The following is an 18,496-nucleotide window of genomic DNA, read 5'->3' on the forward strand; positions in this document are numbered from 1 at the left end:
CGCAGCGGGCTATACCAGACTTTATTCTGTTGTTCCTCCAACTACTGTTAGCACAGGCAGACTGCCTGTGCTTTTTTGATGCTCAAATTACACTATGGAGGTTGATCTATATATGGAACCCATACTACAGAAAGCGGTTATCGTCGGCATGCAGCTGCAGAACAACACGAACTTCGCTTATTCGATGGAGGAGCTGCGCAATCTGGCAGCCGCCTGCGAGATTGAGGTCGTGGCTGAGCTTAGCCAGAAATCCAGCCGGGTGAACCCCTCGCATTACATCGGAACCGGCAAAATCCAGGAGCTGGCGCTGCTGATGGAGCAGCATGAAGCACCGATCGTTATTTTCAACGATGAGCTGTCCCCTTCCCAGATCCGCAATCTGGAGTCCGCCCTGGACCGCCAGGTTATTGACCGGACCATTCTGATTCTGAATATCTTCGCCTCGCGGGCGAAGACCAAGGAGGCTCAGCTCCAAGTAGAGGTCGCACAGCTGCAATATATGCTCCCCGGCCTGAGCGGACTGCGCGAATCTCTCGGCAGACAGGGCGGCGGGGCCGGCTTGAAGAACCGGGGAGCTGGGGAAACGAAGCTGGAGCTGGACCGCAGACGGATTGAAGAGCGGATCTCGGCGCTTCAGTTAGAGCTGCAGACGCAGGTCGCAAGGCGCCAGATCCAGCGTAAGCAGCGGCATAAGAATGAGGTGCCTGTGGTCTGTCTGGTCGGCTACACCAACACCGGCAAGTCCAGCTTAATGAACACCCTGGTGGAGACCTATCATCCCGGTTCGGGCAAAGGCGTGCTCGCCAAGGATATGCTGTTCGCGACGCTTGAGACCTCAGTGCGCAGCATTGTGCTGCCCGATCACAAGACCTTCCTGTTAACCGACACCGTAGGCTTCGTCAGCCAGCTGCCTCATCATCTGGTGAAGGCGTTCCGCTCGACCCTGGAGGAGGTAACGGAAGCGGATCTGCTGATTCATGTCGTCGATATTGCCGATCCGCAGCATGAGCAGCATATGGCTGTAACGAATGAGACCCTGAAGGCGTTGGGTGCTGACGGAATCCCTACCCTGTACGCCTACAACAAGGCCGATCTGAGGGAGGAGCCTTACCCGCAGGTGGAGGAGAACTCTGTAACCCTGTCTGCTAAGAAAAACCGCGGGATCGCCGAGCTGGTCACTCTGATCCGCAGCCGCATCTTCACCGACTATGTACAGTGTGAGATCCTGGTCCCCTTCGACCGGGGCAGCATTGTCTCCTACTTCAACGAACATGCCGATGTGCAGTCCGTCAGCTACGAAGAGCAGGGCACACGCCTGAAGCTGGAATGCCGGGCCGCCGATTACGAGCGGTTCAGAGATGACTTTGTAGAGCTGCCACAATAAAATCGCTGAATGTCACAGGAGCTGGTCCCCGCATTACGGGGCCAGCTCCTTGTGTTGTCCATGAGGTTATAGGATCAAATTACCCTGCGAGTGAACGATGCTGGGCAATATTGCTGCACATTTTGCAGGATCTCTACAATGTTACGGGCTGCAGAGCATGGGGCCCAACCCTCATCGCAGCAGCACCGATTGTATTCGGATTTCCGCATAATTTGGTCCAAGTGCGGTGCACTGGTCTATTGTATTCGGTTTTTCACATATATTTGGTCATCGGCCGTTGTACCAGCAAATTGTGTTCGGTATTTCGCATACATTCAGCCTTTGAGCGGTGATGTCAGCTACTCTCCCGGAGCGGGCCGCAGGCTAAGTACGAAACCTCCCTTCATACTTTTCATGCTATTCACGCTATTCATGCTGTTCATGCTGTTCACGACTCTTACACCCCGCTCTCCCTTCGCAGCATTCGTTTCATCATTTTCATTCGCTTCATTCACTTCATTCCATTCGTTGACTTTATTCGCTCCCGCCGCCTTCCCTCCTGCAACTCCCTGCACTCTGCCCCCTTCGTGCTCGCTTCCACTGCTAACCCGCAGGCCGCCCTCATCCGTCAGCTCCAGAAGCAGGGCAGAGTTCAATCTCCCTTCCTCCCCAGCCGCCAGAGAGAACACCAGCGCAGCCTGCTGCATAGAGGTGAAGTCCAGCATCCTGCGCGGACCGGCGTAGAGAATCATATCGATATTCATCCGGCCGTCTGCCTTATGAAGTTCCCACACCAATCGGTTGCCTGCATCCGCTTGCCCGCTGAATGCCGCGAACCAGGTTGTCAGGCCAAACTCCGTCCCTGCAATGGTGATAACCGTACCTTCTTCTGTTAATGCGGCTGTAACTCCCTCCAGAGCGCCGCCAACCTCCAGCCGCAGCCGCAGGTCCGAAGCCGCAATCACACCGCCGGTCCGGTCCAGATTCGGATGGGTATCCCCGCCATCCGTTATGAAATCGATCCCGAACAGCACATGGCCTGCTTCCTGCAGCGATTGGAAGCGTGCGGAGCAGTAGTCATAGCCGTCATGCAGGCAGCGGAGCCGGAGATATGAGGGCTGTCCGTTATTATTGGCATAGATCAGCAGCGGCCGTCTTTGGTTCCACAGATCACTATAGGTGAAGGAGCCCATGCTCCACTGCGGAGTCATATAAGTAACCGCCCACTTGCCGTCATACCCCTGATTCTGATTTTGCACCTGACCCTGACCTTGCTCCTGATCCCGACCTTGCACCTGACACTGACCCTGACCTTGCCCCTGCTCCCTCTCTTGCTCCCGTTCCTGATCACGGTCCTGTTCCCGGTCCTGACCCTGACCATGCTCCTGCTCCCGTTTCTGGCCCCATTTTTGCTCCTGCTCCTGCCCCCGCTCCCGCTTCCGCTCTTTCCCTTTCTCCTGCTCCTGCCCTTCCCCCTCCCCTTCCAAGCGTTGCCTTACCTCCTTCGTCTCAGGAACCTTGAAGCCCTCCAGATAGGCAGGGGGGCATTGGATGCCGCTCATATACCATTCCTCTTCGTAGGGCAGCTCCTCCCATGGGAAGAACATCACGGCTCCTCCTGTCGCCAGTTGCAGAAACGCCTTGCTCTGGTCCTCCAGCAGCACTCCGTAACAGCGGGAATGCGGGCCGGACCACTGGGCCGTGGCAGGGTGATAATACCCGGACACGGTCCTCCAGGTCAGCTCTAGCAGCTCTCTGGTCCATGCCTTAACCCTGCTGTCCGAGGTCTCGGACTGAAGCTTCGACAGCTCCAGAATGGCAATGTAGGTGTAGACCGGGCTGTTATATTCCTGAAAAGCCCCATGCTTCAGGGTATGAGCATGCAGCCTCCTGAGCCGCTCCAGCCCATAGTCCGCATAATCCTTACGCCCCAGCTTCTCCCCGGCAATTCTGGTCACGAACGCGCCAATAATCGCAATATTGGTATAATCCGGTCCGACATTGCGCCGGATAATGGCTTCGCAGGCACACTCTATGGACAAGACAGCTGCTTCCCGCAGATCGTGCGGGAAACGGTGGCCGTGGCGCGAAAGGGCCTGCACCAGTCGGCTGCCGCAGAAGTCCGCCCAATTCCAGTCCGGCGGAGCCATCTGGTCCAGCGGCTCCTCATAGAACCAGGACCAAATGCCGAAGGTATCATGCGCCGGGTCCGTATCCTGCAAGGAAATGACCTGCCGGATAATATCGAATGCCCGCTCTTCATAACAGGCCAGCTCCGTGTCGAGCAGTCCAAGCGCATAGCTGAGCGAGTCTCTGGTGGAGTGGATGAACTCCGCCTGCTTCAGCGTCGTATGATACCCCGGGCTACTGAACGGGGAGCGCAGCATGCAAATGTCCGAGTCATAGCGGGATTCCAGCCCCGCCATCTTATGAATCAGCCGTTGCCGCTGATCCAGCCCTTCACCCGCAGCTTCTGCGTTATCCTTCACGGTCATCCTCCTGCCTTCCTTCCTTCATCATCTAATGAACCCGTCTCCTCCGATTGCTCAGAGTGTTCCTGATGCATCTGCCCCAGATTCAGAGCCTCTGTCAGCAGCTGCATCACCAGTCCTTGCCCGTACAGTGCCGGATATCTCTCAATGGTGTTATAGGCCGTTATCGACGGCATGACCGGAGTGCCTCCCGAAACCCCCTGCACCTCGCCATCTTCGCTGATGAGCGGAAGAATCGCCATAAGAGCCGCCTCCGCGCTCTCCAGATAGGCATCCTCCAGCAGTCCGCTCTTCACCGCCTTCAGGAAGCCGCAGGCAATCCCTGCGCTGGCCGAGGTCTCCTCGTAATAATCTGGCTGATCGAGCACCGTATGCCACAAGCCGCCGGCCCCCTGCGCCTGCCGCAGGGCAGAAGCAAGCCTGCGGTAGCGGCTGTAGAGTTCCTGCGGAACGGCAGTCAGGGTTCCGGTCCCGGCCACAATCTCCGGGACAGCAAGCAGCACCCAGGCATTGGCCCGGGCCCAGCGGGCTGCCGACATATGGCTGCCTGCCCGGCTGTTCCAGCCATGGAACAGCAGACCCGTCCCCCGGTCCTGGAGCAGACGAAGATGTAGCAGCGTCTGCTGCACGGCGGCGGCGGCAAGCTCCCGGTCTCCGGTCAGGCCGGCAAGCCGGGCCAGGAACAGCACGGCCATATATACCGTATCGGCCCATACCTGTTCCGGGAATTCCACCGCCTCTGTCACCGTATGCTCCAGTGCCCCTTCCCGGGTCCGGGGGGCAGTATCGAGCATCCATGCGGCAACCTCCTGCGCCCGGCTGAGAAACCATGGGTCCCCGGTCAGCCGGTACAGCTCAGGAAAGAGCGCGTAGGGAGCCAGGGAATTGATAACCCGAACCCCCTCGGCCTTCTGCTTATTCCGGCTCACCCAGTGCAGCAGGTAGTCCGTCACCTCTTCTTTATCAGTCGCCGTACCATATTCCAGTAATGAGATTACGCCCACGCCGGGCACCCAGTCCCAATGGTCTATATCCATTCCCCAATTCCCTTGGTGCCTTTCAAGACGCATATATTCAAAGATCTTGCGCAGCTTCGCCTCCAGTTCCCGCTTCCTGCCCGCTGCCCGTTTTGCCTCTGATTCCTGTTTCGCACTCAAGACGTCTGAAGCCTCCCCGAACCGTAATCGCCCGCTTGAATCTCCGCCTTCACCGGAGAGCTTCCCTGGAACGGAATCTCTCCGAACAGTGCCTTAACCGTCAGCTCTACCGTATCTTCATGCAAAGAATACGCATTCACCAGGGTATCTAAGAAGGGAATGTCCTGCAGCAGATACGGCGTAGCGAAGGAAATACCGATCGGCCGGACTGTCTCTGCATGCTGCATGGCCCAGATGGCTTTGGCCGCTTCACCCACTGGACGGGCGGTATTCATCATTCCGTGCAGCGGAAGGAAATAGGGGGCGAAGGCGGCATCCCAGCGGACCCCCGACTGCTCCCATTGCCGCAGTGTCGTCAGCGGCTCGAATTCATCCAGAATATCGACCTCCAGCCCCCTGTCCTTAAGCTGCTCCACAAAAAGATTCATCCGCTCATATCTGCGCCCCTCCGTCACCTTGTTCAGCATGATGACCAGCACCCGCCGGACCGTCTGCGGATTCAGCGGCAGCTGGCCGGTGCGGTTGCGCACCAGGGTAATGCAGCGCCCGGCCAGCTCGCGGCTGAATTGTCTGACCTGCCGGTCCAGCCCGGGCAGCAGCTTATCGTCCAGCAGCGGCAGCGCCCTACCATCCGCTCCCCCGGCACGGGCAGCATGCACGCCAAGCCGCGCCTTCAGCTCCAGAATCCGCCGGACACTGGCCTTCAGCCGTTCCCGGCTGACGCGTCCGTCCTCCACCGCCTGCTCCATCACCGCGAAGTACCGCACCCCCGGCCAGAGCAGCACATCCGTACCGCAATTGAAGCAGTCTATGATGCGCTGCGTGTAGTCTCCCCAGGATAAAAATCCGCCCATATCGAGCGCATCTGACAGCACCACTCCATCGAAGCCCAGCTGCTCCCGCAGCAATCCTGTGGTAATCCGCTCCGAGACGGTTGCCGGAATCGGCTTCGATCCAGCGCCGCCTGCCCCGTCTTCGATCCAGGGAAGGGCAATATGTCCGGTCATATAGGACATGACCCCCTGGCTGATCATCTCCCCGGCCACCTGCCCGTAAGTGGAGAACCATTCCTCTTCCGATAAGCTGTTCACCGTAGTAATGATATGCTGATCCCTGTAATCGACCCCGTCACCGGGAAAATGCTTGGCGCAGGCCGCAAGACCATGCTCCTGCATGCCCCGCATGACAGCGGCAGACAGACGCGCCGCCCGCCCGGCCTCATCGCCGAGACAACGGGTCGTAATAACGGGATTCATCCAGTTCAGCAGCAGGTCGGTGCCCGGGGCCAGCGCCCAGGTGAACCCGGCTGCCCGCCCTTCCAGCGCGGTATATTTGCCGTATTCGTAAGCCAGGTCTTCATCGTCGGCGGCGGCAAGCGCAAGGAGCGGCGGGAAGGCCGTGAGACTTCTCACGGCTGAGCCTGCCCCGAATTCCAGATCACCGGAGAACAGCAGCGGGAACCTGCTGATGCCCTGCAGCATCCCCGCCCAGTCCCGGTAATCCTCCGCTTTGCCTGCGGCCTTCTGAATAACCTCCCCGCCGATGAAGAAGCTGCCCACCGGATACTGCTCCAGATACCTGCGGAGACCCGCTTCATCATCTCCCTTGAACGGCAGTCTGCCTGCATGGTCTTGCATCGTCTGCCCAATCAGCTCGCGAAGGCTCATCGCTTCAAGCGTAGCCTCCACCCACTCCTGTTCTTCCTTGCTTAACGCCTTCTCCATCATTCCTACTCCTCCCGGCAGGTTCTCTTCCAGTCCAGTGTACCGGATCGCGAAGCTGCTCTACATACAGCCAGCTATAATATAAGTTCAATATTCTACAAATTGCCTGCGTGGAATGCCCGGCGGCTGATTAGCCCGTCAGGGCAGGCTGATCTGCAGCGTCTGCCCCCGCTTGTTATTCTCCTTGTTCATCTCCGCATAACGCCAGATATCATTCACAAAAAAGCTGACCGTAAACTCGCCGATCGTCGGCACCGTCCACCGGGGGGTTCCCTGCGCACTGGCATTAGCCGTCAAGGTAATCTCCTCACCCGGCTGAATCACACTGGTATTCGTGTCCGTCCACGAGACCACCCCGCCGTTGACCGAGAAGGCGCCGCCGGTAATCTGTCCGAGTCCGGTCGAGGCATTCAGCGGTGTGGGGCGGACGCCGATGTTCTTCACTTTGGCCCAGAAGATCAGGGAGTCGCCCAGCTGCGGTGTGCTGTGCGCGGAAGGGCTGCCGTCGCTGTTCACAATATGCCAGCCGATATCCGTCACCGTCAGATCCGGTCCCGGTACGGGCAACACAGACTCGTAGCTCTCGTACTCCAGCCCGCTGACCATCACCTTTCCGCCGTTGCCTGCAATCTCGATCCGGTGCAGCCCATATGCTAGGCCTGTCAGCTCGTAGACAATTTTATGATCGCCTTCCAGCCCTGCCTGCGGAATGACTATAGTCTCCTTATACTCGCCATCGACGTAGACATCCGCACTGCCCATATCGCTCTTGATGTCCGATCTCCAGCGGACGCCAATGCCATTGAAGCTGAAGGCGGCTGTGGCATCCTCCTCATAGGTCACATGGGAGACTCCATTGGGCGCAGGGGTGAATCCGGCATAGTCAATGTAAGGATGATCATGTGCGGCCGGATACCAGTGGGAGAGCGGAACATACAGCCCTTCCTCCAGCTTGAAATAATCGAGATTTGCCCCCTTCCCGGCGGAGGTAAAGCTGATCATGTTATAGCCCGGCTGGAGGGTAATCCCATACTGCCGTGCGGTGAGATTCGCGGTCCAGCTTCCCGTAGATGGTAGGGTTACTGTGGACTGCTTCACGCCGTTCACGAGGATGTTTTTCTTCGATTCCTCATTGGAAGCGTATACAATTGTTAAAGTATAGCTGCCTCCGTTCACGGAATGGAAGCCTTGGATCGTTAAGCCTCCGCTATGCGTCTGCTCCACGACCTTGCCGCCCGAGGCGCTGCTGTTATTGCCGGTCTTCAGCGGCAGGGCAAAGGCGGTAGCTTCGGCCTCGAACTTGGCCGGATCTCCTGCGGCATGCGGTGTAATCGGCATGACCGGTGTAGTCGCTGATACGGCTGTGCTAAGAGGCGATACATTGCCGGAGTCATCCACGGCCTGCACCGTGTAGCTGTAAGTGGTCTGGGGCGCTACGGTATAGTCACTCCAGAAGGTCAGCCGTCCCGGAATATTGATCACCGGAGCCGCTCCGCCGTCACGGTAGACGTTATAGCTGACGACAGCAGCGTTGTCTGTGGAAGCCGTCCAGGTCAGCCGGATTTGCTCATGGCTTACGGCTGCTGCTGATGGACTTCCCGGTGCGGATGGCGCGGCGGTCTCCTGCTCATCCAGAATATACTGGACCGTCTCCCCCGCATCCAGCGCAACTGTAAGTGTAATGTACGGATCTGCCGCAAGCTCCACCCGGGAGTAGGCAGCGGCGTACGTCTCCCCCGGACCGAACCGTTCCCCGGCATACGCTCCGCTGGACGACATCTTAACCTTCACCTGCATCGTCACCGGCGACGTCTCAAAGTTGACGAAGTTCAGCAGGATTTTACCGGACGAAGCCCCGATGGCTGTAGTGCCCAGCGCTGAGGTATCCACTGCGCGGAAATACGCCTTCAGCCCGGTCAGTTCGGCTGCATTCAGCACCTCGTAGTCCAGCGGACTTCCATGGGTGGCGTAAGCGGCAGCCAGTCTGCGGAACGTCTTCAGCCGGGTCTCCCCGGATTCATTTATATTAGCCGGTACCGCCGCTGTATCCTCATAGCGGTGTGTGTTCCAGTTGATCGCTGAATCGAACAGGCCAAACTCCGTCCCGTCATTGAAGAAGGCGGCATGCTGCATAATATGGTCGGCATACCCGATATTCCCCCGCAGCTCCCGGTCAAAAGCAGAAGCAAACCTGTAAGCATACGTCCCGTATTTCGTATTGTCGGAATGATTGTCGTTGCTGCCGGTCTCGCTCATGGCCATCTCTTTGCCGAAGCCTTCCTCTGAAGCACTATACACCCGCAGATTCTCATACAGGCTTCCGCCCGGCAACGGCTGGACGCCGGTCCCGCCATAGCTGTGTCCGTTGGTCACATCCGACAGCGCTTCAATCGGCGCACGCTGGGCAGCATCCCGTTCCCAGCCGTCAGGGGTGCCGTTATACGGCCAGTAGGCCCAGCCGGGAGCAACAATTTTCAAGTAAGGCTGGCTGTTCGTCTGCCTCTCTTCGTCCATCATTTCATGAAGCGCCAGCACCGCCTTCTGTGCCCAGCCGAACAGTCCCGGCTCATTACCTGTCTCGGCATACTGGTACAGATCCCCGAATTTGCTGACAAATCCGCTATAATAGCTCCTCAGCGCAGAGCTGATCGTCCCTGCCGCCAGCTCGCTGTTAGTCTTCCAGTTGCCGCCGATGATATTAACCATGGGCGCAAGATTGAGGTCGCGCAGCGTCTCCAGGTACTTGCGGCCCTGCGGGTCCCAGCCTGCGCTGGTATCGGACCAGAAGGAGGTACGCATCCAGTTGCCGCTGTAGGCAATGCCCAGCCACTTGGCCATCGGGGCCAGATGGCGGATCGCATGCTCGTCGTAGCGGAAGGTCGAGGCGGCAATCGTGCTTCCCAGGTGGACATACCGTCCGTGGATAGGCTCGGCAGCCGGCTCAGTCAATGATTCCAGCCTGAGATAATCCCATTCGAACCACAGATACTTGTCACCGTCATATCCTGGCGACTGCGGATCAGCGTATAGCCCGCGGTCCACGGTCAGCTTCAGCTCGTTGCTGCCGGTCTTCAGCTGTTCTGAGGGAATGTAGAGTCTATAGGTTTCTTTCCATGTGTTCGTTAGGGGGGTCTCTCCGTCGTTCAGCCCGGTAATCTGAATCAGCCCGCTGAAGCTGCCATTGGTGAATACGGCCAGCTGCGGAATTGCGGTGCTTGCATCCAGTACCTTGAAGCTGAATTCTGTACCATAGAGGGGGACTTCTGTTAGATTGAAGGTAAGCGTCATCGTGCCGTTGCGGTCCAGCTTCATACCGCGGGAGATTGTATTCCAGTTCAGGGAATTGACGGGGAGGGTGATATTCTCACTGTACACATCCTGATACACTGTAAATTCTGCGGAGCTGTTATCCTGCTCGCCCACCTGCCAGAGCAGCGGAGACGGCTGGTAGGTATCCTCTGTGACTGTACTGGCTGCACTGAGTGTACTCTCATGTAACGGTTCAGCCGCAGACCCCGGAGGCGGGAACACCGCAGCGGATTCGCTGTCTTCAATAACCGCCTGTGCAGGCGGCATTTCGGCGGAGCTGATCTGTACTCCGGGCAATGAGGCGGACATCCATACCAGAGCTGCAATGAGCAATTTACCTGTGATTCTCTGAATTCGCATAATAACACCCTCTCTTGATCAGATAGGGGCTCCCCAAAGGCTGGATTAGCGAAAGAGAATACCCGGTACTGCCGCAGGCGGGCGCTTCGGCTGCTTGCGGCAGGGTAACGGGCGTGCTATGGCCTCTACTGCTTATTTGGCGGCCAGAAAAGCGTCGAGCTGACTCTGAATTTCCGTAATCACAGCGTCCAGGCCTGCGGCCTTCAGCTTGCTGTTCATCTCCTTCAGGACCGGCTCAGGGTCCTTTTCCCCGGAGAACAGGGTGTTCTTATACTGCTTCGTGATGTTGATCAGTGCCCCGATCTGCGACTGCACCTTGGTCGAATCGAACACAAACCCGATGACTGGTGAAATATTCGAATTCTTATTCCAGTCCGTATAAAGCTGCACACGCTTCGGATCTTCATCCTTATTCAGGTAGTTCAGCAGCACGTTGCCGATCATCCAGGAGGATACGGAGTTGTAGCCGCTGTCCGCAATGAACTCCAGGGTATTGTTCTCCAGCTTCTTGTAGTGCTTGCCCTCAATGCCGAAGGTCAGCAGGTTGTAGAGCACCGGATCGGTGTGAATCAGGTTCATGAACATCATGGCCCGCTCGGGGTTCTTCGAGGTTCTGGAGATGGCGAGCATGGAGCCCTGCAGACTCTTGGTGCTGACCTGAACAGGCAGCAGCGTCTTGATGATCATCGGCTTCTCGGCGAGCCGGGTCCAGTCATTGGTGGAGGTCGGATTCATGTTACCGTAGACGAACCAGGCTTTGCCGCTTTTGACCGCATCCTTCAGCTCGGTCTTGTCTGTAGCTCCGTTCTTGTTGATATAGCCCGCTTCATACCAGCTGCGGATCAGCTTCAGACGCTGCGTCATGGCTGGCGTGTCGTATTCGTTGAACACCTTCATGGTCTTGTAATCAAGCAGGGTCGGGATATCATTGCTGCCGTCCAGATCCTCGCTGTCAGGATAGGCGGTGAACCAGTGCAGACTGTCGGTATGGTTCATGAACAGCGGAGAGAGGGCCGGCTCCTTCTCCTTAATCGTCTTCAGCATCGGCTCAATATCCTCCAGCTTCTGGAGGCTGTTCACATCGAAGCCGTATTTATCCACAATCGCCTTGTCAAAAGCGAACCCGACCGACTGCCCCAGCTCCTTCTCGGTTGGAACCGCATACAAATGTCCGTTGACGGTGGCTGCCTGCAGGTAAGCGGGATTAATCTGTGCCTTCGTCTCCTTGGCATAGGTGTCCAGCAGCTCCTCCAGCGGCAGATACGCCCCCTTCGCGGCGTTGGTCATGAAGTTCCAGGTATAGACCATATCGAACACCTCGCCGGACTGGATCATCAGATTGACCTTGTCGGCCGGTTTATCCCAGCTTAGCTGGTTGATCTTGAGGGTGGCGTTGATTTTATCCTTCAGGTAGGCGTTGATCTCCTGCTCTACGGACGCCACATCCTTATCCGGCCCGCCGGGCAGATACAGGGACAGCTCCACCGGCTCAAGCGCATCCGGCGCTTTGGTCCCGGGCGCTTCCGTTGCTGTAGCTTCCTTCGTTGCTGCCGGAGCTGTGGTACTCTCTCCCGTTTTCTCTGTAGGCGCAGCCGTATTGTTGTTATTGCCGGAGCATCCGGCCAGGGTGAACCCCGCCATAAGCACAAATGACAGCAGCAGACCTGTGACTTTTTTACCTGCCATACTTTTTCCTCCCCTTGATGGAACAAATATATGCTAATCGGTAGGTTCCGAGGTTAGCCTTTGATAGAGCCGAGCGTCAGTCCTTTGATAAAATACCGCTGGAAGAACGGATAGGCCAGCACAATCGGCCCGATGCCGATCAGCGCCATCGCCATACGGATCGTTTCCCCCGGCAATTTGGCCAGCTCGGTGGCCGAGCCTTGAATAAGTGCCCCATTGCGGCTCAGGTAGTCTGCCTGGGAGATCATTTTGTACATGAGATATTGGAGGGAATAGAGGTCTGTGTCGGTAATGAAAATCATGCTGTTAAACCAGTCGTTCCAGTAATGCAGGGTATTGAACAGCCCAATGGTCGCGAAGACCGGCAGAGACAGCGGGAAAACAATCCGGAAGAACGTCCTTAGCTCCCCCGCTCCGTCAATCGTAGAGGCTTCAATCAGCGCAGGCGGCACGCTCATCTGGAAGTACGTCTTCATAATCAGCACATTGAACGGGGACAGCAGCATCGGCACGACCAGCGCCCAGATGGAGTTCTTGAGGTCGAGCACCTGGGTGTAGACCATATACCACGGTACCAGCCCGCCGCCGAACAGCATGGTGAAAAAGATCAGGAAAGCGAACACCCCCCGGTACCGGAAATCCGCCCGCGAAATCGGATACGCATACAGGGAAGAGATGAACACGCTGACCAGCGTTCCAGTGATGGTGACGAAGAAGGAAATGCCGTACGCCCGCAGCACCACGCTGTAATCCTTGAATATATAGGCGTAAGCCTCCAGGCTGAGCTTCTCCGGAATGAACTGATAGCCATTGCGGACGATGTAATCGTAATCGGTAATGGAGATCATGAAGACCAGTACAATCGGCAGCAGGCAGGCCAGGGACAGGATGATAAAAATAATATGGAGGAGAACGTTAGTGAAGCGGGATATTTCGTTATTAGCCACGGATTTCCACTCCTTCTACAGGGTACGTGCGCTGCCAGACTTTTAGCTAGAAAACCGCCTGATCCTTGTCAACCTTACGCACGATCCAGTTCGAGCCGAGGACCAGGAAAAAGCCGACCACCGATTGGTATAATCCGGCCGCTGCGGACATCCCCAGGTTACCCATATTAATCAGCGCGTTATAGACGTAGGTGTCGATGACCAGTGTAGTCGGGTACAGCGCCCCGGAGTTCAGTGTGGTCTGGTAGAACAGCCCGAAGTCAGAGCGGAAGATGCCCCCGATCGCCAGAATCGTTGTAATAATAATGACCGGCCGGATGAGCGGAATCGTGATATGCAGGATCTGCTTCCACTTGCTGGCTCCGTCGATCAGGGCCGCTTCATAGTACTCGTTGTCAATACCGATAATCGCCGCCAGATAGATGACACAGCCATAGCCCACCCCTTTCCAGAGGTTAATTAGCGGCAGGATGAACGGCCAATACTTCGGCTCGGAATACCAGTTCAGCTCATCCAGCCCGAACAGGGCGAAGACTCCTTTATTGATGAAACCGTATTCAACATTCAGAAAAGCGAACACCAGATAGCTCACCACCACCATCGACAGGAAGTAGGGGAAGAACATGATGCTCTGATAGAATTTGGCGGCCAGCTTGTTCCTCAGCTCATTCAGGGCAACCGCAATGGATACGGCAAAAACCAGATTGAGCACAATGAACACGAAGTTGTAGAGCACCGTATTGCGCGTGATAATCCAGGCATCCGAGGTGGCGAACAGGAATTTGAAGTTATCCAGCCCCACCCACGGACTGCCTAGAATCCCGTCCACATAATTGATATTCTTGAACGCAATCACAATTCCGAACATCGGCAGATAGTTGTTGATCAGCAAAAATACTACGCCCGGCAGCAGCATCAGCAGCAGCACCTTATGCTTCAGCAGATGCTTCAGCCCGTGTCTCTTTTTCGTCTTCATAACCATTGTCTTCCGCCTCCTGTGTTCCTTCAGCAGTCCCTCTCTTCCCTGACTTAAGTGTACCCGCAGGCGGCTCCATGCTAAATAAGTCCATCTATAATAAAAGTTCAAAATCCTACAGAGTTTGGAAGGGCTCACTTCTTCCGGGCAAGTAAGGGCAGCAAGAAATGGCAGTCGCAGAGATCGGACATCACACCTCTCTCGCTCTGACTCTGGCATAAGGTGGCCGCGCGCCCCTTCTCACTCTGCTATGAGGTGGACAGCGCGCCCTTTCTCGCTCTGGCTTGAGGTAAATTAATTGGATAAACGTATTTTAATATGAATATTTTGGATTATTTTCGGTAGCGTCAAGAAGTTTGTGTAAAAGAGTAGAAGTGCCTCCCCCGGGTTACGGGTTGGGATGTAGTGTTTCTGGGGGAAGGGGGAACCCCGACCCCCAGAAACTGGATTTCTCTGTTACGCCTCTTCCGGTGTGGGCAAAGAGGGGTAGCGTGTTTCGAATAGCACTTTTAGCTTCTTTTTAACGGCATCCACTCCAAAGCCTTGGGCGACCCGCCCTGCATGACGTTCATTGTATTCCAGCATCTCCAGGTACACGATTTTCTCTGCGGCATCCATGTTTGTCAGACTGTTCATCGGTTTCAGACGCTTGCGGATTTCCTTGTTCATCCGCTCGATGGGGTTCGACGTGTAGATCGCTTTACGGATCGACAGCGGATAGTTGTAGAACGTCAGGAGTGTGGATAACTGTTCCTCCCAGGACCTCATTTCCTTCGGATACAGCTTGTTCCACTTCGCTTTGACCGTATCAAAGTTAGCCCGGGCTACCACTTCATCCGGTGCCGTATATATGGTTTTCAACGCCTCCATGACATCGGTTTTGTGCTCCAACCGGATTTTATGGAACGTGGCCCGCACTTTGTGCACTACGCAATGCTGTACATCCGCCTGAGGATAGGTCTCTTTAAACGCCGCATCCAGCCCCGGCAGTCCGTCAAACACACCCAGCAGGACTTCCTGCGCTCCGCGGTCGTACAGGTCTTTGAGTACCTCCCGCCAGCCATTCGAACTCTCTTGGCCACCCACGTAGAACCCGAGAATTTGACGCTGTCCCTCCTCGTCAATTCCCATCGCAAAGTAGACCACTTCACCACGAACCGTGCCCCGTTTCAGCTTCACGTACAGCCCATCTAAATAGATCACAGAGTACCGTTTGCTCAGTGGCCGCTTTTGCCACTGGTGGATATCGTCCAGCACTGTAGCCGTAATATTGCTGACCGTGGTGGGGGAGTAGTGGCTGCCAAACATACTTTCAATGAACCGGGCCACATCCCGCGTACCCATGCCCGATTTATACATTTGGATGACGGCCTCTTCTAACCATCCGTCCCGCCGCTGGTACGGCTCAAACATCTGCGTCTGGAAAAGGCTTTGGCGGTCCCGGGGCACCTGAAGATCCTCGATATGGCCATATTTCGTGTGTAAGTCTCGCGTATAGTAGCCATTGCGACTATTGCTGGCGCCGGCTTCTTCACTCTCCATAAACCCCTGGATTTCGGCGCGCAACAGGCGTTCCATGTTGTCTTTCACAAAATCTTTAACAAGTTTTTCAAATAGATTATTCAGAGAACTTTCGGGTAAAATATTCATTGGTAGGGTTCCTCCTTGGTGGTTTCGCAATCCCGAGGATACCCTACTTTTTTGGTGCCTGACTAGGCTCCAAATCTTGGTACACAACTTACTTTACGCCATCTTATTTTCAGGTTTTAGTTGGATAAACGTCATTTAATTTTGCGTATTTCCCCTACTCTGCTATATTTGCTGAATTTTAAGTGCTGTTTCTCCAACTGTTTCCCTACAAGAAGGCTTCTGTCCATGAGTAAGTGGTGAAAATCCAACTGCTTTCCGTACCAGAACCCATTTGCCGGAAGGCAGTGAAGCCGAAGGGACAAAATGCAAAAAAGCGCTCCACGATGACCGCTGTGGAACGCTCTTTTGGCTGAGCTTACAGGACTGGTCTGCCTGCCGGGGTTAAGTCAGTCTGTGGACAGACCATACAGTGCCTGACGAGGAGCCGCCAAGATCAAGCGGAATAGTTAATCCGTCTGCTACATAGAACAGTCCGATCACATCGCCTGCCGTTAATTCAAATTCACCCGTCAAGGTTACCGTTCCGTTGCCCAAAATCGTGCGGAGGGACAACACAAGCGCAACGTTAACATTCAGCAGCGGGAACAATCCGGTTACCAGATTTGTCACTGTCGGGGATGTTCTTTGCACTACAAAAGCCGGATCTATCCCTGCTCCCAACGCAACCGTGATTGCAGCCGTAGTGCTGTAGTTAATGGTCGCCTCAAACGAATATCTGCCGGATACCGGTATAGTATAGTTGCCCGTGGTCTCATTAAATGTCGCACTGTCATAGTAAGGCGAAGTCACAGTCCAGCCGGTAAGCTGAGTACTGGTCGAGACCGAGAACGTCGGCAGGAATGCGGAGAACCCTTCCGTTGCCAAATTCGGGCCGGTTGCCCCGGTCGCACCCGTCACTCCCACGCCCGTTGCTCCAGTCGCCCCGGTCACTCCCACTCCTGTTGCTCCAGTCGCTCCGGTCACTCCTACGCCCGTTGCTCCGGTCGCTCCGGTCACTCCTACGCCCGTTGCCCCGGTCGCCCCGGTCACACCTACTCCCGTTGCTCCGGTCGCTCCGGTCACTCCTACTCCCGTTGCCCCGGTCGCCCCGGTCACTCCCACGCCTGTTGCTCCGGTCGCTCCGGTCACTCCCGTTACTCCCGCGCCCGTTGCTCCTGTCGCGCCAGTCACGCCTACGCCCGTTGCTCCGGTCGCCCCGGTCACTCCCACTCCTGTTGCTCCAGTCGCTCCGGTCACTCCCACTCCTGTTGCTCCAGTCGCTCCGGTCACTCCTACGCCCGTTGCTCCGGTCGCTCCGGTCACTCCTACGCCCGTTGCTCCGGTCGCCCCGGTCACTCCCACTCCTGTTGCTCCGGTCGCTCCGGTCACTCCCACTCCTGTTGCTCCGGTCGCTCCGGTCACTCCCGTTACTCCCGCGCCCGTTGCTCCTGTCGCGCCAGTCACTCCTACGCCCGTTGCTCCGGTCGCCCCAGTCACTCCCACTCCTGTTGCTCCAGTCGCTCCGGTCACTCCTACGCCCGTTGCTCCGGTCGCTCCGGTCACTCCTACGCCTGTTGCTCCGGTCGCTCCGGTCACTCCTACGCCCGTTGCCCCGGTCGCCCCCGTTACTCCTACGCCCGTTGTACCTGTCGCCCCGGTCGCCCCCGTTACTCCTACGCCCGTTGCTCCGGTCGCTCCGGTCACCCCTGCTCCAGTCGCCCCCGTCACTCCTGTGCCAGTTGCGCCTGTCGGGCCCGTCACGCCGGTCGCTCCGGTCACTCCTGCTCCAGTCGCCCCGGTCGCTCCAGTCACTCCTACGCCCGTTGCTCCGGTCGCTCCGGTCACTCCTACTCCCGTTGCCCCGGTCGCTCCGGTCACACCTACTCCCGTTGCCCCGGTCGCTCCGGTCACTCCTGCGCCCGTTGCCCCGGTCACCCCCGTCACTCCTGCGCCAGTTGCACCTGTCGGGCCCGTCACGCCGGTCGCACCGGTCGCACCGGTCACTCCTGCCCCGGTCGCTCCAGTCACTCCCGCGCCCGTTGCGCCTGTCGGGCCCGTCACGCCGGTCGCTCCGGTCACTCCTGCCCCGGTCGCTCCAGTCGCCCCCGTTGCACCGGTCACTCCTACTCCCGTTGCCCCGGTCGCTCCGGTCACTCCTACTACCGTTGCGCCTGTCGGGCCCGTCACGCCGGTCGCTCCGGTCACTCCTGCCCCGGTCGCTCCAGTCGCCCCCGTCACTCCTGCGCCAGTTACACCTGTCGGGCCCATCACGCCGGTCGCACCGGTCACCCCTGCTCCAGTCGCCCCCGTCACTCCTGCGCCAGTTGCGCCAGTCGGGCCCGTCACACCGGTCGCTCCAGTCGCCCCAGTGGCCCCCGTTACACCAGTATCGCCCAGCAGTTCAGCCGAGACCACCCGGTGGGCGGTGACGAGCTGGCCGGTGCTGCTCTTGCCCCATACGGAGATCTGAACCGGGTCATCCACAGTAGCCGAAGTGACAAACAGAAATTCAAAAGCGTCCAGATCCGCATAATAAGTGTTTGTTATCGCTTCGTTGGCAGCCACATCCAGCGTTTGGCTGACATACAGATTTCTAACGCCCCCCTGCATGTAATAGCCTTGTATCAATACTGTATAAGCTGAAATGCTGCTGCGGTTATCAATTCTGACCGTAACCTGTGTGGTGGGTCTTACCCCTCCTACTGCATTATTTTCCAGTGGTCCTGTGGATAGTAGAGTCATTACCCAGTCTCCTTTAACGACAGATTTGTATTGTCCTGATAGATTCTCCTTTCCTCGCTTAATCTATCTTTTGACTACATAGAAGCTAGCAGCAGAAAGATGGATCAATAT

At 56.9% G+C, this 18,496-nt stretch carries 10 protein-coding genes; 1 reads left to right on the top strand and 9 read right to left on the bottom strand.

Annotation, left to right across the window (positions count from 1 at the left end):
• Positions 1–112: 112 nt before the first annotated feature.
• Positions 113–1,384: a GTPase HflX gene (gene hflX / locus MHH78_RS01020; RefSeq protein ID WP_341166361.1), complete on the top strand. Its 1,272-nt coding sequence runs from the start codon at positions 113–115 to the stop codon at positions 1,382–1,384.
• 338 nt (positions 1,385–1,722) lie between these two features.
• Here the strand turns inward: hflX and MHH78_RS01025 are convergent, their stop codons facing one another.
• The 9 genes from MHH78_RS01025 to MHH78_RS01065 all read right to left on the bottom strand — a co-directional run bounded on the left by MHH78_RS01025 (position 1,723) and on the right by MHH78_RS01065 (position 18,385).
• On the bottom strand, positions 1,723–3,852 hold the full coding sequence (locus tag MHH78_RS01025) for a hypothetical protein (protein ID WP_341166362.1): 2,130 nt from the start codon (positions 3,850–3,852) through the stop codon (positions 1,723–1,725).
• 2 nt (positions 3,853–3,854) lie between these two features.
• The gene (locus MHH78_RS01030; RefSeq protein WP_341166363.1) at positions 3,855–5,012 is read right to left on the bottom strand and encodes a glycoside hydrolase family 88/105 protein; all 1,158 of its coding nucleotides are present in this window, start codon (positions 5,010–5,012) and stop codon (positions 3,855–3,857) included.
• On the bottom strand, positions 5,009–6,739 hold the full coding sequence (locus MHH78_RS01035) for a glycoside hydrolase family 3 protein (RefSeq protein WP_341166364.1): 1,731 nt from the start codon (positions 6,737–6,739) through the stop codon (positions 5,009–5,011). The genes MHH78_RS01030 and MHH78_RS01035 overlap by 4 nt, the downstream gene beginning before the upstream one ends.
• Positions 6,740–6,874: 135 nt before the next feature.
• Entirely contained in the window at positions 6,875–10,405 is a 3,531-nt protein-coding gene (locus MHH78_RS01040) for a carbohydrate-binding domain-containing protein (RefSeq protein ID WP_341166365.1), read from the bottom strand.
• A gap of 132 nt (positions 10,406–10,537) precedes the next feature.
• Positions 10,538–12,091, bottom strand: coding sequence for an ABC transporter substrate-binding protein (locus MHH78_RS01045; RefSeq protein ID WP_341166366.1), 1,554 nt, complete (start codon positions 12,089–12,091; stop codon positions 10,538–10,540).
• Positions 12,092–12,144: 53 nt separating this feature from the next.
• Entirely contained in the window at positions 12,145–13,038 is an 894-nt protein-coding gene (locus MHH78_RS01050; RefSeq protein WP_076077305.1) for a carbohydrate ABC transporter permease, read from the bottom strand.
• 46 nt (positions 13,039–13,084) lie between these two features.
• Positions 13,085–14,020, bottom strand: a complete 936-nt coding sequence (locus MHH78_RS01055; RefSeq protein ID WP_445668022.1) for an ABC transporter permease — start codon at positions 14,018–14,020, stop codon at positions 13,085–13,087.
• 450 nt (positions 14,021–14,470) lie between these two features.
• Entirely contained in the window at positions 14,471–15,664 is a 1,194-nt protein-coding gene (locus MHH78_RS01060) for an IS256 family transposase (protein WP_341166367.1), read from the bottom strand.
• 381 nt (positions 15,665–16,045) lie between these two features.
• A complete protein-coding gene (locus MHH78_RS01065) occupies positions 16,046–18,385 on the bottom strand; it encodes a collagen-like protein (RefSeq protein WP_341166368.1) in 2,340 nt (779 codons plus the stop codon).
• Positions 18,386–18,496: the final 111 nt, after the last annotated feature.

Origin of the sequence: Paenibacillus sp. FSL H3-0333, from assembly GCF_038002805.1 — a bacterium.
GTDB classification, from domain to species: Bacteria; Bacillota; Bacilli; order Paenibacillales; family Paenibacillaceae; genus Paenibacillus_AQ; species Paenibacillus_AQ silagei.